18 protein-coding genes, 1 tRNA gene, 1 pseudogene and 1 riboswitch are annotated in these 23,314 nt (G+C 58.5%); of the genes and pseudogenes, 12 read left to right on the top strand and 8 right to left on the bottom strand.

What is annotated here, in order from left to right; translation table 11 throughout:
- Positions 1 to 177 precede the first annotated feature (177 nt).
- The 4 genes from BMZ42_RS13030 to pbpC all read left to right on the top strand — a co-directional run bounded on the left by BMZ42_RS13030 (position 178) and on the right by pbpC (position 9,299).
- On the top strand, positions 178 to 945 hold the full coding sequence (locus tag BMZ42_RS13030; RefSeq protein ID WP_091523138.1) for a bestrophin-like domain: 768 nt from the start codon (positions 178 to 180) through the stop codon (positions 943 to 945).
- 78 nt (positions 946 to 1,023) lie between these two features.
- Positions 1,024 to 1,614, top strand: coding sequence for a transglycosylase SLT domain-containing protein (locus tag BMZ42_RS13025; RefSeq protein ID WP_091523136.1), 591 nt, complete (start codon positions 1,024 to 1,026; stop codon positions 1,612 to 1,614).
- Positions 1,615 to 1,726: 112 nt separating this feature from the next.
- Entirely contained in the window at positions 1,727 to 7,186 is a 5,460-nt protein-coding gene (locus BMZ42_RS13020; RefSeq protein WP_091523134.1) for an alpha-2-macroglobulin family protein, read from the top strand.
- A 19-nt stretch (positions 7,187 to 7,205) separates the two neighbouring features.
- Positions 7,206 to 9,299 (top strand): penicillin-binding protein 1C, encoded by a 2,094-nt coding sequence (gene pbpC / locus BMZ42_RS13015; protein WP_420492471.1) that lies wholly within the window; start codon positions 7,206 to 7,208, stop codon positions 9,297 to 9,299.
- A 130-nt stretch (positions 9,300 to 9,429) separates the two neighbouring features.
- Here the strand turns inward: pbpC and BMZ42_RS13010 are convergent, their stop codons facing one another.
- The gene (locus BMZ42_RS13010) at positions 9,430 to 10,614 is read right to left on the bottom strand and encodes an NAD(P)/FAD-dependent oxidoreductase (protein ID WP_342028954.1); all 1,185 of its coding nucleotides are present in this window, start codon (positions 10,612 to 10,614) and stop codon (positions 9,430 to 9,432) included.
- 209 nt (positions 10,615 to 10,823) lie between these two features.
- Between BMZ42_RS13010 and rnk the strand changes: the two genes are divergently transcribed.
- Positions 10,824 to 11,237, top strand: coding sequence for a nucleoside diphosphate kinase regulator (rnk, locus tag BMZ42_RS18495; protein WP_091523129.1), 414 nt, complete (start codon positions 10,824 to 10,826; stop codon positions 11,235 to 11,237).
- A gap of 132 nt (positions 11,238 to 11,369) precedes the next feature.
- A complete protein-coding gene (locus BMZ42_RS13000) occupies positions 11,370 to 12,551 on the top strand; it encodes an amino acid aminotransferase (protein ID WP_091523126.1) in 1,182 nt (393 codons plus the stop codon).
- A gap of 221 nt (positions 12,552 to 12,772) precedes the next feature.
- On the opposite strand, the gene BMZ42_RS12995 is transcribed toward BMZ42_RS13000, so the two are convergent.
- Positions 12,773 to 13,519: an RlmE family RNA methyltransferase gene (locus BMZ42_RS12995; RefSeq protein ID WP_091523124.1), complete on the bottom strand. Its 747-nt coding sequence runs from the start codon at positions 13,517 to 13,519 to the stop codon at positions 12,773 to 12,775.
- Entirely contained in the window at positions 13,516 to 14,958 is a 1,443-nt protein-coding gene (locus BMZ42_RS12990; RefSeq protein WP_175556716.1) for a Ppx/GppA phosphatase family protein, read from the bottom strand. The genes BMZ42_RS12995 and BMZ42_RS12990 overlap by 4 nt, the downstream gene beginning before the upstream one ends.
- Before the next feature lie 242 nt (positions 14,959 to 15,200).
- Here BMZ42_RS12990 and BMZ42_RS12985 point away from each other — a divergent pair.
- A tRNA-Gln gene (locus BMZ42_RS12985) sits at positions 15,201 to 15,274 on the top strand.
- A gap of 316 nt (positions 15,275 to 15,590) precedes the next feature.
- Here BMZ42_RS12985 and BMZ42_RS18405 read toward each other — a convergent pair.
- Positions 15,591 to 15,719, bottom strand: coding sequence for a hypothetical protein (locus BMZ42_RS18405; RefSeq protein ID WP_280139874.1), 129 nt, complete (start codon positions 15,717 to 15,719; stop codon positions 15,591 to 15,593).
- A 177-nt stretch (positions 15,720 to 15,896) separates the two neighbouring features.
- Between BMZ42_RS18405 and BMZ42_RS12980 the strand changes: the two genes are divergently transcribed.
- From BMZ42_RS12980 to BMZ42_RS12975, 3 genes are all read left to right on the top strand, one after another.
- Positions 15,897 to 16,346, top strand: a complete 450-nt coding sequence (locus BMZ42_RS12980; protein ID WP_091523118.1) for a pyridoxamine 5'-phosphate oxidase family protein — start codon at positions 15,897 to 15,899, stop codon at positions 16,344 to 16,346.
- Between the two features lie 214 nt (positions 16,347 to 16,560).
- On the top strand, positions 16,561 to 16,692 hold the full coding sequence (locus BMZ42_RS18400) for a hypothetical protein (protein ID WP_280139873.1): 132 nt from the start codon (positions 16,561 to 16,563) through the stop codon (positions 16,690 to 16,692).
- A gap of 5 nt (positions 16,693 to 16,697) precedes the next feature.
- Complete coding sequence (locus BMZ42_RS12975) at positions 16,698 to 17,399, top strand: VIT1/CCC1 transporter family protein (RefSeq protein ID WP_091523116.1); 702 nt, start codon at positions 16,698 to 16,700, stop codon at positions 17,397 to 17,399.
- 397 nt (positions 17,400 to 17,796) lie between these two features.
- On the opposite strand, the gene BMZ42_RS12970 is transcribed toward BMZ42_RS12975, so the two are convergent.
- The 3 genes from BMZ42_RS12970 to BMZ42_RS12960 all read right to left on the bottom strand — a co-directional run bounded on the left by BMZ42_RS12970 (position 17,797) and on the right by BMZ42_RS12960 (position 21,778).
- Positions 17,797 to 18,825 carry a methionine synthase gene (locus BMZ42_RS12970; protein ID WP_091523114.1) on the bottom strand — a complete coding sequence of 343 codons (1,029 nt, stop codon included), beginning with the start codon at positions 18,823 to 18,825 and terminating at the stop codon, positions 17,797 to 17,799.
- A 28-nt stretch (positions 18,826 to 18,853) separates the two neighbouring features.
- Complete coding sequence (locus BMZ42_RS12965) at positions 18,854 to 19,900, bottom strand: DUF1852 domain-containing protein (protein WP_091523111.1); 1,047 nt, start codon at positions 19,898 to 19,900, stop codon at positions 18,854 to 18,856.
- 97 nt (positions 19,901 to 19,997) lie between these two features.
- A riboswitch (cobalamin riboswitch) is annotated at positions 19,998 to 20,209 on the bottom strand.
- A 150-nt stretch (positions 20,210 to 20,359) separates the two neighbouring features.
- The gene (locus BMZ42_RS12960; RefSeq protein ID WP_091523108.1) at positions 20,360 to 21,778 is read right to left on the bottom strand and encodes a short-chain fatty acyl-CoA regulator family protein; all 1,419 of its coding nucleotides are present in this window, start codon (positions 21,776 to 21,778) and stop codon (positions 20,360 to 20,362) included.
- A 195-nt stretch (positions 21,779 to 21,973) separates the two neighbouring features.
- Between BMZ42_RS12960 and BMZ42_RS12955 the strand changes: the two genes are divergently transcribed.
- Entirely contained in the window at positions 21,974 to 22,339 is a 366-nt protein-coding gene (locus BMZ42_RS12955) for an acyl-CoA thioesterase (protein WP_420492470.1), read from the top strand.
- Positions 22,336 to 22,974: pseudogene (locus tag BMZ42_RS12950) on the top strand (MmgE/PrpD family protein); the annotation flags it as partial. The gene BMZ42_RS12955 and the pseudogene BMZ42_RS12950, both read left to right, overlap by 4 nt.
- A 149-nt stretch (positions 22,975 to 23,123) precedes the next feature.
- Here the strand turns inward: BMZ42_RS12950 and BMZ42_RS12945 are convergent.
- The coding region (locus BMZ42_RS12945) for an ATP-binding protein (RefSeq protein WP_175556715.1) at positions 23,124 to 23,314 on the bottom strand (191 nt) is incomplete at its 5' end.

Genomic DNA, 23,314 nt, shown 5'->3' with positions numbered 1-23,314 from the left:
ATCAATCGGTCAAATTTTTGGTAAGTGATTGTTTTTCATCAGCAAAAACATGAGTATGTTAGTCATGTTTTTATCGCAGTCCTGAGATCGTCGGAGCAACCGGGAAGGCTTTTGCTTACCATTCAGCTCTAAATTCACGCATTCATCCGCCAATTCGCAGGATCGGAGTGCTGGACGATGCTTTTGAACTTATTCTTCTGGCAATCGGCAATCGTGCAATTGCTTCTCCTGACCGGCTTCGGGCTACTCTGCTACGCTCTGGCAATGGGCTATCTGAGACTGCTGAGGCATCGCCACCGCAACCTTTCCAGAGCGGTGCCCGCGCCCACCTTTGTGGGGACAATCGCAACAGCCTGGGCTCTGGCACTTGGTTTTGTGGCTGCAGACGTATGGGCCGCCCGTGCCAATGCGGATCAGGCGTTGAGCGAAGAGCGCTCGGCAATCATTCGCCTCGTTGGCATTGCTGAAGAGGACGCGCTCGGCCTTCCCGAAATCATGAGTTCGATTGCGGACTACAAGCATGAGGTAGAAGAAAAAGAATGGGGGACCGGCCTGAATCGCGTACCCGTGGCCTCCGTCGATGCTTCACTTCAGCGGATACGCGTCGAAATCGTGAAGCTGGCACGGGAGGGAATCCCCAGCCCTCTGATCGGAAAAATGACGCGCGATTTCGATGAGTTGCAGGATGCACGCAACAAGCGGCTCGCTATCGGCAACAGTTCAGTAAGCACCCATAAATGGAACCTGGTGCTTTTCCTCACGCTTCTATCAATGGTTGCCATTGCCGCCACTCACGCAGATCGGCCAGCAGCAGCGCGCAATGCGCTTGGCATTTTCATGGTCGCAGCGGTCGTCAGCCTGTGGTTTCTCGCATTGCACGCTACCCCCTATTCAGGGTCAGCAGGGATCAGATTTGACGAGCTCACTCTCCGGTCCGAGGGATGAAAGCGAATCCACAACAATGCCTTATTAGTTAAAACTCGTAGAAAGCTTTAATTTACGTCAACGAGATACGTTGCGCGTATGCGTATCTCATCTGTTCTGCGTTTCGCTTCCCTGTTGCTGGTTCTGGCAGTTTCTGCCTGCGCGTCCAAGCCACAACGCATCAACGACGTGTGTGCCGTGTTTGCCCAGAATGATGGGTGGATCAGCAGCTGGCGTCAGGAGGCAACGGCCGCTTCGCGCAGGCATGGGATCCCTCTGCATGTGGTGATGGCCACGATAAGGATGGAATCAGGCTTCGATGGCCGTGCCCGTCCTGCCCGCAAGATGTATCTCGGCTTCATTCCTGGCCCGCGTGCGTCCAGCGCCTACGGATACTCGCAAGCGCTGGACGGCACGTGGCTGCAATATCAACGCGAAACCGGTCGTCACGGTGCGCGCCGCAGCAATTTCTCCGACGCAGCTGATTTTGTCGGATGGTATCATCGCAAATCCGTCAATACGCTGGGCATCGCGTCCAGCGATACCCAGAGCCTCTACCTCGCCTACTATTCAGGCCATGCCGGATATGCGCGTGGCAGCTGGCGCTCCAACAGCAACATTCAGGCTTACGCGCGCAAGACTGCGGCAATGGCGAACAATTATGCCGGTCAGATGCAACGCTGCCGATAGCTGCTGATAAGCCCGATGTTTTTGCTGTGGGCCTCTTGCGTGTGTTGACAAATTTCCGCCAAGGCTGCTCAGTTGCCCGATTAGGGGACATTGCGAGCATCTGGAGGACATCATGTCATTGCGCGCGGCCCGCTGGTTTTCCGTTGTTCTGACCCTGCTCGCATTCCCGACACTGGGCTTTTCCCAGTCCGTCGAGCGCTCCGTCATCACGACGCCTGACAGCGACTATTTCGGTTTCGACTTGCGTACTGAACGCGATGTCTCCCTGGACCAGTGCAGTGCAATCTGCCTCGCTGATGGCGACTGCCGCGCTTACACCTACAACACCAAGGCGCAATGGTGTTTCCTGAAGTCCGACTACAGTGTGATGAAACCATTCGCCGGCGCTGTCGCAGGGCGTGTCGTCAATCTTGCAGGCGACACTGACATCGGTGCGCCGTCCAAGCTGGGCTTTTTGCCCAGCTATTTTTCGGATGAAGTTCGTCGCTACCGGCAAACCATATCCGACCTGACTCAAAATCAGGAAGACGGTCTGGTCTACCTGTCCTCGGCGGGAGACAGTGCGATGCAAGCAGGCGACGCTCGCGCGGCGTCACAGAACTATCGCGCCGCGCTCGCAATCGCCGACGATCAAAGCGACGTCTGGTCCCGTCTCGCCGAAGCATTGCTGGCAATTCAGCCGGAAAACAGCGACGAAACTGCCGAACTTTCACGCGATGCGTCGTCTGCGGCTGCAATCGGATACGAATTGACCCGCACCGTCTCCCAACGTGCGCAAAGCCTTGCGGTGCTGGCAAAGGCGCTGGACCGGCGCGACCTCTATCGCCCTGCCCTGCAGGCATATGAGGCGAGCCTGACGCTCAGCAATGATGCGACTGTGCGGGCGGCCTATCTCGACCTGAAATCACGCAAGGGATTTCGCGTGATTGGAAATACGGTCGAGACCGATAGTGCGACGCCGCGAGCCTGCATTCAGTTCTCCGAACAGCTCGCCAAGTCTGGTCAGGACTACGCCCCTTTCATCACGATCAACGACGGACCGCCGCAAGCTGTTGAAGCCAAGGGCCAGCAAATATGCATTGAAGGACTGCGTCACGGTGAAAACTACCGGATCAATGTTCGTCAGGGGCTGCCCGCAGCGATAGGCGAGGTCACAGAAGCTCCCGTCGCCCTGGCAATTTATGTAAGAGATCGCGCGCCTTCGATCCGCTTCTCCGGTGAAAATTTCGTGCTGCCATCGGCGGGACGCCACGGCATCCCGATGGTCAGCGTCAATTCAGCCACTGCGGATCTTAAACTGTACCGTATCGGTGACCGATCACTTGCCAGCCTTGTGAACGGTTATCAGTTCCTGCGCCAGCTCGACGCCTATGCGCTGGAAAATCTGACGACCGAGAGCGGCGAACTGATGTGGGAGGGCGCGATCGAGCTTGAAAACGATCTCAACAAGGAGATTGTGACGAGCTTCCCCATTTCGGAGGCTCTGCCAGAGCGCCAACCCGGCGTATATGTTCTCAGCGCCACGCCTGAAGGAGACACAAGCCAGGCTTGGGATGCGCGGGCAACGCAATGGTTTGTCGTCTCGGATATCGGGCTCTCGACCTACACCGGAGAGGATGGCCTGACTGTCTTTGCCCGCTCCCTTGCTACGGCAAAGCCGATGGTCGGTGTCGAACTACAGCTTCTGGCACGCAACAACGAGATTCTTGGAACCGCCACCACCGACGAGGACGGTCGTGTCGTCTTCACTCCCGGATTGATTCGCGGCACGTCGGGAATGGCACCGTCAGTCCTGACAGCATCACTGCCAGCGGGAGGCTCCGTGTTTCTCGACATGACAAAGCCGGGTTTCGATCTTTCAGATCGTGGCGTGACGGGAAGAACAGCGCCCGGCGCGCTGGATGTCTTTGCCTGGACGGAACGCGGCATCTATCGCGCTGGTGAGACGGTTCATGGCGCGGCACTCGCAAGAGATGACAGTGCCGAGGCCGTCGAAGCCCTGCCGCTGACGTTCATCTACTCCCGCCCCGACGGCGTTGAAGACCAACGTATTGTCAGCGACCACGCCGCGCTTGGCGGGCACTATGCGCCGCTTGCGCTGGAACCAACAGCCATGCTCGGCACATGGAGCATGGCGGTCCACACCGACCCGAAAATGCCTGCCGTCGCTCAGGCGAGTTTTCTGGTCGAACAGTTCGTGCCGGATCGTATAGAATTTGATTTGAACGCTCTGACAACGTCGGTTGCGGCGGACGAACCCATACGCATGGAAGTTCAGGGCCGTTACCTCTACGGCGCACCGGCGGCCGGACTCGAATTCGAAGGCGAGGTTTCTGTTCGCCTCAAGCGCGATTGGGAGCGTTTCCCCGGTTACTTCTTCGGTCTTTCAGACGAGGAAGTTGACGCCGTCTCCATACCCCTCGACATCAACCCGGCAGACGAAGACGGTCACAGCAGCTTTGAAGCGGTTCTTGCCCCCCTGCCCGCGACGACTGCCCTGCTGGAGGCCCAAGTAGCCGTCCGCATGCGTGAAGGTGGTGGCCGAGCCGTCGAACGGCGCACACCGGTTACGATAACCCCGGAACAGACCGTTTTGGGCATTCGCCCCGAGTTTGGCGGCAAGGAAGTTCCCGAAAACTCCACCGCCGCACTGCAAATCATAGCGGTTTCTCCTGATGGAGAGAGAATCTCGCTGCCATCCGTTAACTGGACCCTCAACAAGATTGAGCGCAGCTATCAATGGTATCGTTCCAACAACAGCTGGAACTATGAGGCAATCACCACGGAAAGTCGTGTCGACAGCGGCAAGCTCGCCATTCGCGCCGATGAACCGGCCAAGCTGGGCGTGCGCGTAGCTTGGGGCCGCTATCGCCTCGATGTTGAAGGTGACAACGCTGACGGCCCTGCCGCAAGCTTTGAGTTCAACGCCGGCTGGTTTGTCGAAGCCGCCTCGACCGAGACACCCGACGGCCTCGAAATTGCGTTGAACAAGGAGCGCTATGAGGCAGGCGAAACTGCACGGCTGAAAGTATCGCCGCGTTTTGCCGGAGAATTGCTGGTGACGGTCGGCTCCGACCGTTTGTTCACGACGCTTACACAGACAATCCCGTCGGAAGGCGCAGAGATAGCCATTCCCGTGTCACAGGATTGGGGCGGCGGCGCCTACGTGACGGCAGCACTCTTTCGCCCCGGCGATGCCAAGGAAAATCGCATGCCGTCACGCGCAATCGGCGTGAAATGGCTGTCGATTGATCCCGGCAAGCGCTCGCTTGGAGTGACGCTGGACCTTCCATCTCAAACCTCACCGCGCGAAGAGCTGGTCATACCCGTCGCGCTATCGGGACTTGCGCCGGGGGAGGAAGCCTATGTCACGGTCGCGGCCGTCGATGTCGGCATTCTCAACCTGACGCGCTATTCTGCTCCGGACCCACAAGGCTGGTATTTCGGACAGCGACGCCTTGGCCTCGAACTGCGTGATCTCTACGGTCGCTTGATCGATGGATCGATGGGCGCTTTTGGCCGCCTTCGGACGGGCGGCGATGGCGGCGGAATGGCGGTTCAAGGCAATCCGCCAACCGAAAAGCTCGTCGCATTCTTTTCAGGCCCGGTACAGGTGGGTGACGACGGCAAAGCCCAGGTGTCATTTCCCATCCCCGAATTCAACGGCACCGCACGTGTGATGGCAGTGGCCTGGTCGAAATCCGCCATCGGCCAGGCAAGCGGCGACGTCGTGATCCGTGATCCGCTGGTGGTAACCGCCGGTCAGCCAAGGTTCCTTGCTGCCGGCGACCAGGCGTCCATCCGTCTCGACATACACAACACTGACGGACCTTCGGGCAACTACGCACTTTCCATCGCAACTGACGGAAAAGCGACATTCGACCTCGGTTCCGCACCAGAAAGTGTCAACCTGGAGACTGGCGCACGCGCTGTGGTCGATCTGCCGATCACTGCGCTGACCACCGGCGACGCAACCCTGACGGTTGCACTCACCAACAACAATGGCACCACCGTTCAGCGCACATTGTTCATTCCCGTCCGCCAACCATCGATGCCACTGACCAGCAGGCAGACAGTAAGTGTTCCTGCGGGCGGCACGCTTCAAATAGACGAGCAATTGCTCTCGGACAGTCTGATGGACGGCGCATCCATATCCATCGGGATTTCACCACTGGCCGCGCTCGACATTCCGTCGATGCTGACTTCACTCGACCGCTATCCTTATGGATGCACCGAACAGACGACTTCGCGCGCGATGCCCCTGCTCTATGTCAGCGAACTGGCGAAGGCGAGTGGCGTAGCGGACGACCCAGCCCTGCGACAGCGAGTACAGGATGCAATCGGGCGAGTGTTGAGCGCGCAGACGTCGAGCGGGACATTCGGCCTCTGGGGACCGGGCTACGGCGACATGTGGCTCGACGCGTACATTGCCGAGTTCCTGACCCGATCGCGCGAGGCAGGCTATCTGGTTCCTGTACAGGGCTTTACCGCAGCGCTCGACAATTTGCAGAATCAGCTTGCCTACACGACCGACATTCAGGATCGCGGCACCGAAATCGCCTACGCTCTTTATGTGCTGGCACGCAATCGCAAGGCGTCGGTGGGAGATCTGCGTTATTACGCAGACGCGCGCATCGAAGAATTCGCAAGCTCGATGGCGCGGGCGCAGATTGCTGCGGCGCTGGCGCTCTACGGGGACAATCCCCGCGCTGAACGCACCTTTGCGGCCGCCTTGCGCGCGGCTGAAAGCGGGTCGAACGATAGCTTCTATCGGTCCGACTACGGCTCTACCTTGCGAGATAGCGCTGCGGTTTTGGCGTTGGCCGCCGAAACGCGTCCTGCACCCGCCGCGATCCCCGCATTGACGCGTTTCGTGGCACAACAGCGGCAGGAGAAGTCCTACCTGTCGACACAGGAGCAGGTCTGGATGCTGCTTGCCGCACGGGCGATCAACGACAATGACAGCAACATCCAGCTGGAGATTGACGGCATCCCTCACGCAGGAAGCTTCGCGCGGCGTATCGAGGGCGACGAACTGCAGGCAACCGCGTTGAAGATCTCCAACCGGGGAAAGCAGCCTGTTGATGCGGTGATTACGACCGTCGGCGCACCAGCGGACCCTCTTCCCGCAGGAGGCGACGGCTTTACCATAGAGCGCACCTATTATTCCCTCGATGGCGAGGAAGCCAACATCACTGAAGCGACGCAGAACGAGCGATATGTCGTCGTACTTCGCATCGTCGAGAACAATGACTGGCCATCACGAGTTGTCATCACGGACCTGTTGCCAGCGGGACTGGAGATCGACAATCCAGGATTGATAGGCAGTGCAGAGCTATCCAACTTCGAATGGCTCGGAGAACCCGGCGCGGCGCACAGCGAATTCCGCGACGACCGGTTCGTTGCGGCCTTCGATCGTGACAATGGCGGCGAGTTCGTCGTCGCCTACGTCGTTCGCGCCGTCACGCCCGGAATCTATTCTCACCCGGCTGCGGTTGTCGAAGACATGTATCGTCCGCAGTTCAATGCACGCTCTGCTTCCGGCATGATGGAGGTAGTCGCGGCACAATGATTTCACGGCCACTATGGCGATGGCACTCCCTACGAAGCTGATCATGCAGGCCCGCGCCTGCCGAAGATGGCCAGTGCTCGCGCTGGGCGCGACCGCCATCATCGGCATGACGTTGATGGCAACGCTGCGATCGCTGGATGCGGCCTACCCGCCGCCTCTGGATCATTTCGACGTTTCAACGGAGGTGGTGGACCGCAACGGCGCACTGTTGCGTTCGCTTGCCACGCCGCAAGGTGTCTGGCGATTCACCGTCGCATTGGACGATGTGGACCCTCGGTTTGTCGACATGCTGATCGCATACGAAGATCGACGATTTTACGCTCATCGTGGCATCGACTTGATCGCGATAGGACGGGCGGCGCTCCAGTTGGTCACAAATGGCCGCATCGTGTCAGGCGGCTCGACCATCTCCATGCAGTTGGCACGCCTGATCGAGCCGCGTGAAAAGCGTTCCCTGTCCGCCAAAATTCGGCAGATGTTGCGGGCTGTTCAGATCGAGCGGCGTCTCGGCAAAGACGAAATTCTGGAACGATATCTCACTCTGGCTCCGTATGGCGGCAATCTTGAGGGCATTCGGGCAGCTACTCTGGGTTGGTATGGCAAGGAACCGAAGCGTCTTCTGGTGAGTGAGGCGGCATTGCTCGTCGCATTGCCGCAATTACCTGAGCGGCGACGGCCAGACACAAACCCGGTAAACGCTCTGGCGGCACGCGACCGCGTGCTTGAGCGGATGGCTTCCGAACAGCATATCGACAAGGGAGAGGCCGAACGGGGCATGATGGATTCTGTCCCCTCCCAACGCCTAGCGCTGCCATTTCTGGCCGCACACGCGGCGCAGCGCGCGCTGGCCATCGCCCCCCTCCAGAAACGTCATCAACTGACAATCGACCGCCGTACTCAGGAGGCGCTTGAGCGTGTCGCCCACCTGGCTGCGACGCAACTCGGACCGCGTATCTCTGTCGCAATCGTGATGGCTGATGCGCACAATGGCGACGTGATCGCAGATGTTGGCTCGGCCGGCTTTTTCGATTCAACCCGCGCCGGTTGGGTGGATATGACGCGCGCCGTGCGCTCACCGGGCTCAACCCTCAAGCCGTTCATCTACGGTCTTGCGTTCGAGGAAGGATTGGTAGCGCAGGAAACTGTTATCGAAGATCGGCCATCAAACTTCAGTGGCTACCGCCCACGCAACTTCGATCTTGCCTACCAGGGCGACGTATCAATCCGTACCGCGCTGCAGATGTCACTGAATGTGCCTGCCGTACATCTTCTTGATAGTGTCGGTCCGGCAAAGCTGACCACGCGCTTCCGGCAGGCCGGTATCGAAATGGCTCTTCCCCGTTTCGAGCGGCCAGGGTTGGCCATCGCGCTCGGAGGTGCTGGAATTTCTCTCCACGACCTCGTCCAGCTTTACACTGCGTTTCCAAACCTCGGCGAGGTGACAAGCCTTGGGAACCTTCCCGGTCCGCGCCAGCGCTCACGTCTTTTGGAGAGTGCAGCCTCCTGGCAAGTCAGCGATATGCTCGGCGGCATTACACCACCAGAAGGATCCAGACGTCAGGGCATCGCCTACAAGACTGGAACGAGCTACGGCTATCGTGATGCGTGGTCCGTTGGCTTCGATGGACGGCATGTCATCGGCGTATGGGTCGGTCGTCCCGATGGTGCGCCAGTACCGGGTCTGGCAGGCTATCAGTCAGCCGCACCGATCTTGTTCGAGGCATTCGCGAAATCCGGTGTTGCCATCCTCTCTTTGCCGCGCCCGCCGACTGGTGCATTTCGCAGCTCGTATTCTGATTTGCCAATTACGTTGAGACGTTTTGCAACCGGCAAGGAGGAACTGCAGGAGCGCCCTCTTGCCGAGCCGGCTCCGCAGATCATTTTTCCGCCGCAGGGCGCCAGGGTTGAACGGATCGAAGGCGGGCTGAACACTGTCGCTCTCAAACTGCAGGGAGGACGTGCGCCATTTCGATGGCTCGCCAATGGTAGGGCATTTGACAGCGTGTCGCGCCGCCGCACGATGACCTGGGTGCCGACCGGCGCGGGATTTTCGACGCTGACGGTCATCGATGCAGCCGGGCGTTCCGACAGCGTCAAGCTGTTCGTTGAATAAACGCCTACAGCGACTTGAATAGACTCATAATTTCCAACGCAGCGTGTCGCGATTTTACGGATAGGCCTTGAGTTGCCTCATTCGCACAAGCTTTTTCCCGAAACCGGTTCCCACTTTCGGGAGACATACGCTAAAGCAACGACTTGAGGTCAATCGACAGATCGCCCGCAACATCGCGGTCGATCGAACGCCCCCCGGCAAGCAGGCGCCGTGCCACCATGTGGTCGGCCGCACTGTTGACGCTCTCAACCGCAATCAATCGTCCCTCACGATAGGCAAATACCGAAAATTTCCCGGTCGCCGGATCGCCACGCAAGACGGCATCGTCCATCCCTTGCCCCAGACCCGCGATCTGCAACTTGGCCTCGCCCTGATAAGACCAGAACCATGGCAGACTGTCATACGGTGCCGGATTCCCCACCAGTCGCCTTGCCACACACTTGGCCTGATCCACGGCATTCTGGACAGATTCCAGACGAATAATGCCCGATCCCCATCGGCTTGGGTGAAGTGAACAGTCACCTATTGCAGAAATGTTGGGGTCCGAAGTCAGCAGCAACTCGTCAACAACGATGCCATTCTGCACCGCAAGGCCAGCCTCTGCTGCAATCTCGACATTCGGCACGACACCTGCAGCGACCAGCACCGCATCAGCGTTGATCGTGGTTCCTTGAGAGAGCGTAACCCGGCTGCCGTCCACAGACTTTGCCACAACGCCAAGATGCAGATGCGTCCCCTGCTCCCGGTGAATGTTCGCGAACTCAGCGCTCATCATCGGAGTAAGAACGCGCGACATGAGGCGGTCTGCCGCCTCCACGACATGCACATCGACCTGCCGTTGTCGCAACAGCGCCGCGACCTCAAGCCCGATGAAGCCGCCACCGATTATCACGATCGTTCGCAGCTGATCGAGTCTGCTTGTCATCTCCTGGGCGTCTGCAAGCGTTCGTAGTTCCAGCACCTTGTCTGGATCGAGGCCCACGACAGGTGGGAAACGGTTGCGGGCGCCAGTGGCAATTACGAGATGATCGTAGGGGATCACATCGCCATTGCCGAGAATGACCCGGCCAGCATCTCGCTCAATGAAATGGACAGCTACGCCCAAGCATAGGTCGATATTGTTAGCTGCATAAAAGGCCTCACCTTTAAGTGGCAACGATGAATCAGCTGCACTTTTCAGAAATTCTTTCGACAATGGCGGACGCTGGTATGGAAGATGAGGGTCGTCACCGATGATGGAGATCGCGCCTGGAAAACCCTGCGCCCTCAGCGCGGCCGCACACTCTACGCCGGCCTGTCCACTTCCGATGATCACCACTCGTGAAATCGCGCTCTCGGCCACTCGACTATCCTTTCTGCCTCACCCGCAACTACCGCAGTAGCAGCGGGAGAAAAATCTGTCGATGCAAGACATCTTCCCGGTTCCAGACCGGGTTTTCGGCGCAGAAATCGTGCGTAAAAACAGAAACCTGTACTTAATTTCATACATTCACTGAACCATTCCACAACAACCGACGGACCGATATGCAGAGAAGCTTTCGCAGGGAGAGAAAAAGCCCGATAGTTATCGGGGAGAATGACCATGGCCGTCTGTCGCTCATCCTGAATTCGGCGTCGAGTCTCAATGAGACGCTTTCCGAGACATTGGGCGAAGAACTTGGCCGCGCGAGGATAGTTCCGGACACGCGCGTCCCCGCCACGGTCATTCGCATGGGCTCAACAGTTGTTTGGCGTACTGAAGCCGGAGAAGCCCGGCGCGCGGAACTGGTTTTCCCGGATGATGCAGACGAAAATGCTGGAAAAGTCTCTGTCCTCACACCGGCGGGTGTCGCGCTGATAGGACTGTCTACCGGACAAGGGATGGAATGGATGACCCCGGACGGACGCGGCCATGCCTTGACCGTGTTGCGGGTCGACAACCCACACAGCTCATCATGAGGATCTCTCCCCGGCGCGACGACCGACGCATAACTGCAACATGCACGAGCCTTCTACTCTGCCCACACGCATAGAGGTTGCACTGCATGTGGATTTGGGGCTTGGTTGCGCCGGCTTGTGGAGTAGATTTTCATGTTTGAGACACTTAATCCTGCTGCACCCGACGGCATCCTGATGCTTATGTCGATGTTCCGAGACGACCCGCGCGCGGAAAAAATCGATCTCGGCGTAGGCGTCTACAAGGACGCAACCGGCAAGACACCGGTCATGCAGGCAGTCCGAAAAGCCGAGCGCCGTCTGCATGAAACGCAAGCGACCAAAAGCTATCTCGGCCTTGCCGGAGACACCGTTTTCAATGAATTGATGATCGGTCTTCTGATGGGAGACAAGGCTGACCGCACACGGTTGCGGGCAGCGCAGACCCCCGGCGGAACCGGTGCGCTGCGAGCCCTGTCAGATCTGCTGCGGCTCGCGCGTCCCGATGCGACGGTTTGGGTGCCCAGCCCAACCTGGCCGAACCACGTGCCAATCATCACAGCTTCCGGCCTGACGACAAACATCTACCCATATTTTGATGCGTATACGAACAGCGTTGACGTCGATGCCATGCTCGACGCGCTGGAGCAACTTCCAGCGGGCGATGTCGTCCTGCTGCACGGCTGCTGCCACAACCCGACCGGCGCGGATCTCGCACCGGAACACTGGAAAACGCTGGCCGATCTTATGGTCCGGAAAGGGCTGATTCCGCTTGTCGACATCGCCTATCAGGGTTTCGGAGAAGGTCTCGAGGAAGACGCAGCCGGGGTGCGGATTCTGGCAGAAACCGTCCCTGAGATGCTTGTTGCGGCAAGCTGCTCCAAGAATTTTTCCGTTTATCGCGACCGCGCCGGTGCCGCCATCATTCTGGGTCGCAACAGGTCAGAAGCTGACATCGCCTACAGCCAACTGCTCGGCGTCGGACGTTGCATCTGGTCAATGCCACCCGATCACGCTGCCGCTTGCGTGCGTATTGTCCTGCATGACGACGATTTGCGCGCCAACTGGCAGGCAGAACTGGAATCGGTCCGCCTGCGTATGTTGAGCCTTCGTAACGGTTTTGCAGAAGCTCTGCGGCGCCAGTCGAACTCGGAGCGCTTCGACTTTATCGCGAACCAGCGCGGCATGTTCTCCCGTCTCGGCCTGACACAGACACAGGTCATGGAATTGCGCGAGAAGCACGGCGTCTACATTGTCAGCGACAGCCGCTTCAACGTCGCCGGTCTGCCGGGCGACAGGCTTGACGACCTTGCCGCAAAAGTCATCTCGATCCTTTAAAGCATGTCTTCCGAAAGTGAGAACCGGTTTCGAGACAAAGACATGCGTAAAAACAAGAAGCTAAAGCGCAAGGAGCGAATCTGAAAGATCGCGACGCGCTTTCGCTAACCATCACCCTGATGGTGGCCCGCCATTCGCGCCCCGATCACCGCAACGAACCGTCTGCAACCTCAGCGATCCTCACAGCAAGTACTTACGGGACAATCGGCAAAGCCGGTCTCTCAGGACTCCGCCGACTCTCCCTCAGGTTCAGCTTCGCTCCCCTCACCACGTCCCTTGAAGTGCTTGGCGAGAATGTAGAGCTCGACCGATTCCTCTCGCGATGCCGGTGGCTTGACGTGCTGCACCGTCCGAAAATTCCGCTTCAGCAGGTCAAGGAGAGTGCTTTCAGTCCCGCCTTGGAACGTCTTGGCGAGGAAGTGCCCTCCTTCCTTCAACACCTGCACCGCGAAGTCTGCCGCGACCTCACACAGATGCATCGTACGGATATGGTCGGTTCGACGATGGCCTGTCGTCGGCGCAGCCATATCCGACATGACGATGTCCGGCGCGCCACCAAGGGTTTCCATCAAACGCGCCGGTGCGTCGTCATCAAGAAAATCCATCTCCAGGATCGTGGTGCCGGGAACCGGATCTAGACCAAGATAGTCAATGCCCACGACAGTTGGCGCATCCTCCGGCGACTTCACCCGTGCCGCGGCAACCTGCAACCAGCCGCCAGGAGCAGCCCCAAGATCGATCACCCTCTGACCTGGCTGCAACAGCTTGTGCTTGTCGTCGATCTCGATCAGCTTGAAGGCTGCGCGCGAGCGGTATCCTTCGGCCTTGGATCTCAGCACATAGGGATCGTTAAGATGTCGCTCCAGCCACCGCCGCGACGAATTCTTCAGACCCCGCTTCTTCTTGATACGGGTTTTGAGAACGCGTGCGCCACTTGTCTTCGGCGTACCGCTTCCAGGTTTTTTCATCGACCCAACGCTCCTCGACGACGCGGATTCCGCCAGGCGCCATCATCTGCCATCAATTCGGACAATATCCCTTCTCGCAGGCCGCGATCGGCCACTCGGATTCGCTCGGAAGGCCAATATCTGCGAATCGCCTCGAGAATTGCGCAGCCCGCAAGAACCAGATCGGCCCTATCCGCGCCGATGCAAGGATTGGCCATCCGTGCTTCAAAATTCCAACCCAAAAGTTTGGAAATCATTGCATCGACATTGGCATTGTCCATCCACAGTCCGTCGACCTGCCGCCGGTCATAGCGCTCCAGCCCGAGATGAACCCCCGCAAGTGTCGTCACCGTGCCGGAAGTTCCAAGTAGATAGAAACGAGCGTCCGCGCCCAGATGCGCCAACTTCGTACGCCCCTCGAAGCCATCAAGCATCTGCATCACGGCCAGAACCATGGCCTCGAAAATTTCCGGGGTCACTTCACGCCCGCCGAAACGTTCTGCAAGCGAGACAACGCCGACCGGCAGCGACGTCCAGGACACAATGTGATTCGCCAGGCGCGGTGTTCTGTGACGCGAAATGTCGATCAGTGCGATTTCCGAAGAACCGCCACCAATATCGAACAGGACCACCCCATCAGTATTGCGCTCGACAAGAGAGCCGCATCCTGAAACTGCCAGTCGTGCTTCCGTCTTGCGGTCGATGATCTCGAGTTTGAGCCCCGCTTCAATCTCAACCCTGCGCAGAAAGTCGCTTCCATTGGCGGCGGTTCTGCACGCCTCGGTAGCGATCAGCCGCGCCTTGCGGACCTGTCGCGCCCTCAGCTTGTCGCCACACACTTTCAACGCTTCGACAGCGCGATCCATCGCATTGTCATTCAGGCGACCTGACGTTGAAAGCCCCTCGCCCAGACGAACGATCCGCGAGAACGCATCGATGACCCGAAACTGTCCCGGCCCGGTCGGAACCGCGACAAGGAGACGGCAATTGTTCGTCCCCAGATCCAGGGCCGCGTAGACAGGCAATTCGGCAGACCTGCTGCCAAACTTGCCGTGGCCGCCCTTGGATCCTGTCGGCTGATGCTGTGCGGGGCGTGGTTCAGAACGGCTGCCAGACAAGTGTGCCGCCGGGGCACGCCGCCCGTTTGAGACGCGCCTGCCGTCGGCCGCGGTGTCGTTGCCTTCCGACGCACACGCTGGTGACCCGGACGCAGGCCCAGGCGGCACCGCATCCTTGTCACGCGCAAAGACCTTCCGTCCGCGACGCCTCTTGCGGCGCTTTTTCAGCGGGCCCTTGCCTTGATGGGCGTCCTGATCAGCCCGCGCTTCATGCGGGCCGTCTCTGGCAGGAACAGCATTTGCGTTCCGCTCAGTAGGTCGCTGCCTGGCCCGCGATGGGCCCTCCAGTCCACCTGACGCCCCTTCATCCGACGCTTTCGCGCCCTTTCGGGGGTCTCTCAAATTATTATCCTTCAGCGCCGCGCGAGCCCAACCGGACGCTGCAGGCACCTTGATTTTCTACGTTGGAGTCAGGATACCAGCGCTTGAGGTAAACACCAACCCAGCGCTGTGCAATTTTTCCACAACACGCAGCCTGTCTTGCAAGAATAGGGTTGACTATTTATCCGCGGCCTCTATATCGGGCCTCGTTCACCGCAACACAAAGCGGCGGCACCAAAGCGGATCGCATCAGAATCGCTTCTTGGGGAATAGGTTAACGGTAGACCCACGGACTCTGACTCCGTTAGTCCTGGTTCGAATCCAGGTTCCCCAGCCAATATATTTTCTTAACAAAATCAGATGTTTAGATTTCTACCCTAGCAGGGGTCATTAGCACCTTTTGTTAGCTTAAGAGACTGTGGAAAACCTTGCTGCTGCAGACACCCTACAGCGCTCCAATCCAGCGCGGCCATGCGATCTAGCCAAGGCATCAGCGGATCCCGGAACTATTCGTGATCGGGAACTCGCACGTTCGAGCAGACAAGACGCCGCTGCACTGGAGCGCCGTATGCAGCTCATCATCTGAGGCGAGACCCTAGCAGAAAATACCGCGCCCGTTCTGGTCAGGGCGGCATCGTGATCATGCGCAGTTCCTAATGGAACCGGACCGTCGTGTAGTCTGCGTTCTCGATGAAATACTCACGATAGGTGCCAGCTGCCTCGCCGGCCCCATGCAGCTCGGCATTCGTCGAGCCTAGCCAGCCCAAAGCTGTTTTGGGCAAACGCTTCTGGAGCACATACGGAAAGGAAAGAAGGTTGATCTCGGCGTAGGGTCCGCGGCGCTTCGGGTAGCGTTGTCATGCTTGATGGGCTCCGCGTAAGGTAGCAAGATGTTGCATGCTTGGCGGTTTTAAGGTGAATTTGTTTTAGGGTCGCACGGCTTTTCTGAGGGCTGAGAGATGATTATCAGAGAGTTAGACAAACAGCAGATTCAAGCTCTTCTAGCGTCCAGCAGGCAAGGACGCTTGGCATGCGCCAAAGATGGTCAGCCATACGTCGTTCCAATCACGTTCTCATTCTTTGGCAATTACCTGTACAGCTTTTCGATGCCCGGTCAAAAAGTCGACTGGATGCGGATCAATCCCAAAGTGTGCATTCAGATTGACGAGTTCGGCGAGGGTCGAGCTTGGAAGAGCGTTGTCATCAATGGCGTCTTTGAAGAACTACCAGACAGAATTGGCTTCAAGCACGAGCGAGAACATGCATGGTCCCTGCTGAGCAGGCACGCCAATTGGTGGGAGCCGGGTGCGCTCAAGCCCGTCACACCACCCTTGGCAACAATATCACCACATCTGTTCTACAGAATCGTCATTGAGCACATGACAGGCAGACAGGCCATCGACGACTAAAACGACGGTTAATTTTAGCGGCCGCTTCACAGCAGCGCCGCCAACACAGCGAATGGCGGTAAACATTCATTGCGAGAGCAGGCTCTTTGGCTAGGGAGAGAGCCCATGCCTAACTCAAAAATGGATATCGGATGATGGCAAAGAACGTTTTGCATTATCCAGCCCCGGCAGATGGGCGTTCAAGACGCCGACGAAGCGATCAAGCCGGCCGAGCGTGACGCTGGTTGATCGGCTGGCGCTATCGCTGCCTTGCAAACAGCTTGATGCAGAAACAGGTGAAGTGCTGGAAGAGGCAATCATCCTCGCGCAGCATGGTGAGATGCCGAACGGCATTGCAGGAGACTGACTTCGATGGAATATAAATCGGCACACGAAGAGCCTCACTTCATCGATAGAGCGGGTTGGCTACGCGCGGCCGTGCTCGGAGCGAACGATGGAATCGTTTCCGTCTCTTCGCTGATTGTTGGCGTCGCCGCCGCCGATCCTGGTCGAAGTGCAATTCTGGTCGCGGGCGCCGCAGCTCTTGCGGCAGGGGCAATGTCCATGGCCGCCGGCGAGTATGTTTCGGTCAGCTCGCAAGCTGATGTCGAGCGGGCGGATATCGTGCGGGAACGCGCTGCCATTCTGGACAACCCCCGAGAGGAAGAGGCTGAGCTTGCTTCTATCTTCGAATCTCGTGGCCTTTCGGCCGGGACCGCGGCTTTAGTAGCTCGAGAGCTGACAGAACACGACGCGGTCAGCGCCCATGTACGCGAGGAACTTGGATTGTCAGAAATTCACGCTGCCAAACCTTTACAGGCGGCGCTCACATCAGCGCTCACATTCTCGGTCGCTGCCGCAATTCCTCTCGCCTCGGCACTTCTGGCACCCACAGACAAAATCATTCCGGTCGTGGTTTCATCGACGCTGGTATGCTTGGCGGTGCTGGGAGCGCTGGGAGCTCATTCGGGCGGTGCTCCCAAATTGCCGGCGACGCTTCGGGTGCTCTTCTGGGGAGCCGCAGCGATGGCGATCACCGCTGGTGTAGGGCGGATCTTTGGCGTGAGCGTCTGATAAGGTGGCCTCTTACGCAGACACTGCCCTACGAGACATTTAGCTAGATCGCGATCAGAGCAGCACGTACCATGATCTCACATCGCCTCTCGTCTGCCTCAGGTGCGAGTGGCAAGAATGACTCTACAGAACGATGCCGCTTCCAAGATTGGGTCGCCCGCAAACGCAGCGACCCAACAAGCCCGCCGATCAATTCGGCGAACTAAGCTCTTGGCGTCAGTGGCAGATTCTCAACGATCGCGATGAAAGCGAGCGTCGACCACCGCCCTCACGCTCATCGACTTCACGCGGTTCGCCTTTACACTGCATTCTCAGAATGTTGCCCAAAAGCTCGTGGCTCGCCTTCTGCGAAGGCTTACCGCCACAATCCTACTGCGGACCTGATTGAACTCAAACCTTACGCGGAAAGTTCCTTTCGGACGATCTCTGCGCCTGCACTCAAGGCCTTCAGCTTGCCGGTGGCTACCTGACGGGACAGTGGGGCCATGCCGCAATTCGTGCAGGGATAGAGTTTGTCTGCATTTACGAATTTCAGCGCTTTTCGCAGGGTTTCGGCGACTTCCTCCGGGGTCTCGATAGTGTTCGACGCCACATCGATGGCACCGACCATCACTTTCTTGCCGCGGATGAGTTCGATCAGGTCGATCGGCACATGCGAGTTGTGACATTCCAGCGAGATCAGGTCGATGCTGGATTGCTGCAGTTTCGGGAACGATTCCTCGTACTGCCGCCACTCCGACCCCAGCGTGTTCTTCCAGTCCGTATTGGCCTTGATGCCGTAGCCGTAGCAGATGTGGACGGCGGTTTCGCAGGTGAGCCCCTCGATGGCCCGCTCCAAGGTGGCGATGCCCCAGTCGTTCACCTCATCGAAGAAGACATTGAAGGCGGGTTCGTCGAACTGGATGATATCGACGCCAGCAGCCTCCAGCTCCTTCGCTTCTTCATTGAGGACTTTGGCGAACTCCCAGGCCAGTTTCTCGCGACTTTTATAGTGCGCATCATAAAGCGTATCGATCATCGTCATGGGACCAGGCAGCGCCCATTTGATGGGCTGGCTGGTCTGCTGACGCAGAAATCTGGCATCTTCCACAAAAACCGGCTTTTGGCGGGAGACCGCACCGACGACCGTCGGCACGCTCGCATCATAGCGATTGCGAATTCTGACAGTTTCACGCTTCTCGAAATCAACGCCATCGAGATGTTCGATAAAGGTGGTGACGAAATGCTGGCGCGTTTGCTCGCCATCACTGACGATATCGATGCCTGCCTGACGCTGATCGTCGAGGGACAGACGCAGAGCATCCTGCTTGCCTGCGATCAGTTCCTCATCCTGTAGCTTCCATGGAGACCAGAGCTTTTCCGGTTCCGCGAGCCAGGAGGGCTTCGGCAGGCTGCCGGCGGTTGACGTGGGCAAGAGTTTTTTCAAGACAGATGACCTTGTGTGGTTCGGTTGATCAAAGGGCATTGGTGCCAACCCAGCGCTCGAAGATGGCTTTGTATGGTTTGATGATCCGCTCTTCCGTGAATTTTCCCTGCTCGACGGCAAGCCGGCTACGTTCTTCGCGGTCATAAACGATGCGGGTCAGCGAATAGTCCTGATGCTTCAGGCTGGGCTGATAGTGGACGCCCGCGACGGAGTTGGCGTTGTAAATCTCGGGTCGATAGATCTTCTGAAAGGTCTCCATCGTGCTGATCGTGCCGATCAGTTCCAGATTGGTATAGTCTCCGGTCAGGTCTCCAAGATGGTAAAACGCGAAAGGCGCAACGCTGTCCGGGGGCATGAAATAGCGAACCTGCAATCCCATTTTCTGGAAATACAGATCGGTCGATGACAATTCGTCCTGCTGGTATTCGACCCCCAATACGGGGTGACGGCTTTCCGTCCGCCTGTATGTTCTGCTGCCCGAGGCGCTGAGGCATATGACCGGCCGCTTGGTGAAATTCTCCCTGTAGACATCGGAATCGAGGAAGCACTTGAACAGGTTTCCATGCAGCACACCGAAATCGTCGGGCACGGTGAATTCGGTTCGGTTCCTGTTGTACGCAGGCAGGACAACGCTGAAATCGTAATCGCGCACATAAGAGGAGAAATTATTGCCGACGATGCCGTCGATGCGTCGGTTCGTCTTCCTGTCGACGATGGTCGTCTTGAGCATTTCGATCAGCGGAAAGGGTTCGCTCGTTGCCGAAGCGACGTCCATCTCGACGGAGATGATTTCAAGCTCTACCGAGTAGCGATCACTCGTGGGATTGTCCCAATGCGCCAGTGCATTGCAACGATTATCGATCATCTTCAACGCATTGCGCAGGTTTTCCTGCCGGTTCTCACCTCTGGCCAGATTGGCAAAATTCGTCGTGATGCGCGTATTTTCCGAGGGGCGGTAATCCTCATCAAAGCGAATCCTCTTGAGGCGGAATGTGAAGTCGTTTCCCGTCGCGCTCGGCCGGGGATCAACGATCGTCACGACCGGGGCGGCAATTCGAGTTGCGGTTTGAGACATGGCTTACCCAAATAAGTTGGGGGCAAGGATCAGCGGACACATAGCAAGACAGACCGCCACGCGGCTTCCGCTACGGCACACCGGGACACCCCGCCCGTGGACGTTACATGTCAGGGCAGGTCTCCTGGCTCGCGGGTTGCAGCCTCCGTCCGTCTTCCCAAGGCCCAGGCCTCAGTGACATCAGTGGATTTCGGCTCGCCGCTTACAGTTGCGGGGGCAGCTCCGGCATTGCATTCGCGCGCACCGGCTTCCCTCTTAGCTCCGGCGCATCGCAAGGATGACCAGAGAACCATGACACGATCACCCTCGGGCAAACAGCCGGCAAAGTCAATACGATATAAAGAAATGTTTATATATTTACATTTGCATGAGACGACTAGTTACCAGAGTCGATCTGGCGATGCGCAGCCGAGGCAAGGCGCCCTCCTGGCGCCAGCACGCGATGATCTTCGGACTATGTCAGGCGGTCGAATACGGCGCGAATGAACTCTGCCGGTCGTCGATGACCAGTGTCTTCGTGATCGGCGGGAAAGCTCGCTGAGAGCAGCCGGACCGTTCACACACTTTGCAGCCGGCACCGATCAGTGTTCGTGCGACCGGGTCTTGGACAATGCCTTGCGAATAGACAAGCCGGTCGGCGTGGTGCAGGTCGCATCCAAGGCCGATTGCGAATCTTTTCGTCGGTGTTCGGTATCCGCCGCGCGAATTCTCCACCATCCGGGCGATCCAGAGATAGGCGCGCCCGTCCGGCATCTCCGCGACTTGGGTCAGTATCTGGCCGGGATTGGAGAAGGCGTCGTAGACGTTCCAGAGTGGGCAAGTCCCGCCGACACGCGAGAAGTGGAAATCCGTCGCCGACTGCCGCTTCGAGATGTTGCCGGCACGATCAACGCGGACGAAGAAGAACGGCACGCCACGCGCCTCGGGTCGCTGAAGCGTGCTGAGCCGATGGCAGACCGTCTCGAAGCCGACCCCGAAATCGCGGCCGAGCAGATCGATATCGTAGCGCAGGCGCTCAGCCAGTTGGAGAAACGGCGTATAGGGCAGAACGAGCGCACCGGCGAAATAGTTTGCCAGGCCGATATGAGCAAGCGAGCGGGCTTCCTCGTTGGAAAACGCCCCGTCTGCGACCAGAGCATCCATGAGTTCGCGTTGTTCTAAAAAGGCAAGTTGTGTCGCCATCTGGAACGCCTGCTGTCCCGCACGCAACCGGCGCGAGAGCCGGAGGGTGCGCGTCGCAGGATCGTACTTTCGCTGTACGCCGGAGTCTGCATCTTCCTCAAGATCAGCCAGCCGCAGTCCGTGCTTTACTTCCAGTCTGCCGGCCAGCGCCGAAGCCATTCGACCGATCGGCATGCCGAGTTCCTGGGCGACGGTTTCTGCCGCTCGGTCGAGCGCATCGACATAGTTGCGGCTGGCGAAGAAGAAATCGCGCACTTCCTCGAAAGGAGTCGACGGTAACGAGACCCCCTCTCCTTGCCGGTCGTCTCCAACCCTTGCCGCATAGGCAGCAGCCTGCTCGCTGGCCTGCTTCAATCTCCGGCTCTGGGAAATGAAGGCGCGGGCGAGCGCCGGCATGTTGCTCGCCAGTTCCCGCAGATCGGCCAGGGCGATGTTCTCGCCGACAGTTGGATCAGCCAGCGCCTCGCGCAATTCGCCGATCAGCCGCGCATCGTCATTGTCCGAAAAGAGCTGCACGTCCATGCCGAATGCGGCGTTGAGCTTCAACAGCACCGGGACGGTCAGCGGCCGCTGATTGTTCTCGATCTGGTTGAGGTAGGAGAGCGAGATGCCGAGCGCGTCGGCCAGCGCCTGCTGGGTGAGCTTGCGCTCCTCGCGCAGCCGCTTCAGGCGTACCCCCATGAAGGCCTTCTTCACGTATAGGCTCCTTCCTTCGGACTTCGCAAACTTCGCATCTTCACAAGTTTGGCTTCACAAAACTCTGCAATTTCAGTCCTTTATAGGACTAATTCTATGCGGATAATGTGAATTTGAAAAGTCACCGGGCAATTCAAATTGAACATGCAGGCGAGCACATCGAGCCTCCCCGAGGCCCAATTTCTGGAAATGATTTTGTCGGAACAGGCCAGTGCTCACGGTCCGCTCTACGGCCTCAATGCGCTGCAGATTATGGGCAAGGCCGCTTTTGTCTGCGCCACGCGACATGCTCGCGGACCGGTCGTGATGGCGAAAGCCGACTGTATCGAGTTCTTCCGGCCGGTCCCACAGGGGTCGATCATCGCGATCCGCGCGCACATCGCCTTTCAGGGCCAGTCCTCGATGACGGTGATCGTTGAGATCGCGCCTGAGGATTGCACCGGCAAGGATGCCACCCCTGCCATCACCGGCCGCTTCATGATGATCGCCGTCGACGACAAGGGCCACCCCGTTCCCGTGCCTGTTTCAGATCAACCAGCAAAAGAGGAGCTTCATCCGTGAAGCAGCATAAGGTTCGCACTTACAAATCCGCCGAAAATCTCGCTCGCGAGGACCAGCTTGCCTGGAAGATTGCTTCCATTGCCGCCGATGACGTCGCGCTCGATGATGATGTCATCGAGATGATCGGCAATCGTATCATCGACAACGCAGCCGTCGCCGCGGCCTCGCTGGCGCGCCGTCCGGTGGCCAGCGCCCGTGTGCAGGCGCAGGCGCATCCTTTCCTGCCCGGCGCGACGGTGTTCGGACTTTCGACCGCGGAGCGCGTTTCGCCGGAATGGGCGGCATGGGCCAATGGCGTCGCAGTACGCGAACTCGACTTTCACGACACCTTCCTCGCCGCCGACTATTCACATCCAGGCGACAATATTCCGGCGATCCTCGCTGTCGCCCAGCATGTCGGCCTCAATGGCGCGGCGCTCGCCAAGGGCATCGCCACCGGGTACGAGGTACAGGTCAATCTGGTGAAGGGCATCTGCCTGCATGAGCACAAGATCGACCATATCGCCCATCTCGGGCCTTCGGCCGCTGCCGGCATCGGTACAGCGCTCGGCTTGCCTGTCGAGACCATCTATCAGGCCGTGCAGCAGGCACTTCATGTCACCACCACCACACGCCAGTCGCGCAAGGGCGAGATTGTCAATGACCGTGGAAACGGGACCCCGCCTTTTCGTGTAAAAGGGACCCCGGTTAGAGCTTGTGAAGGGCACGCCGGTTAGCGCCCGATCAGGCGAAGCTGGTCGGGGTTGCACAGCCTGATCGGGCGCGGCTGATTGGCTTTTCGGCTTTAGCTTTGAGAGCGGCTTTTGAAGCGCCAGGATTCGTTTCCGGTCTCGACGATTTCGCAGTGGTGCGTGAGCCTGTCCAGCAGTGCGGTCGTCATCTTGGCGTCGCCGAAGACGCTCGGCCATTCTGCGAAAGCGAGATTGGTGGTGATGATGACGCTGGTGCGCTCGTAAAGCTTCGAGACGAGGTGGA

It is taken from the genome of Aquamicrobium aerolatum DSM 21857, assembly GCF_900113935.1.
Lineage (GTDB): Bacteria > Pseudomonadota > Alphaproteobacteria > Rhizobiales > Rhizobiaceae > Aerobium > Aerobium aerolatum.
Note: the sequence above shows the minus strand (reverse complement) of the source record. Positions and strands in the feature narration are given on the sequence as shown.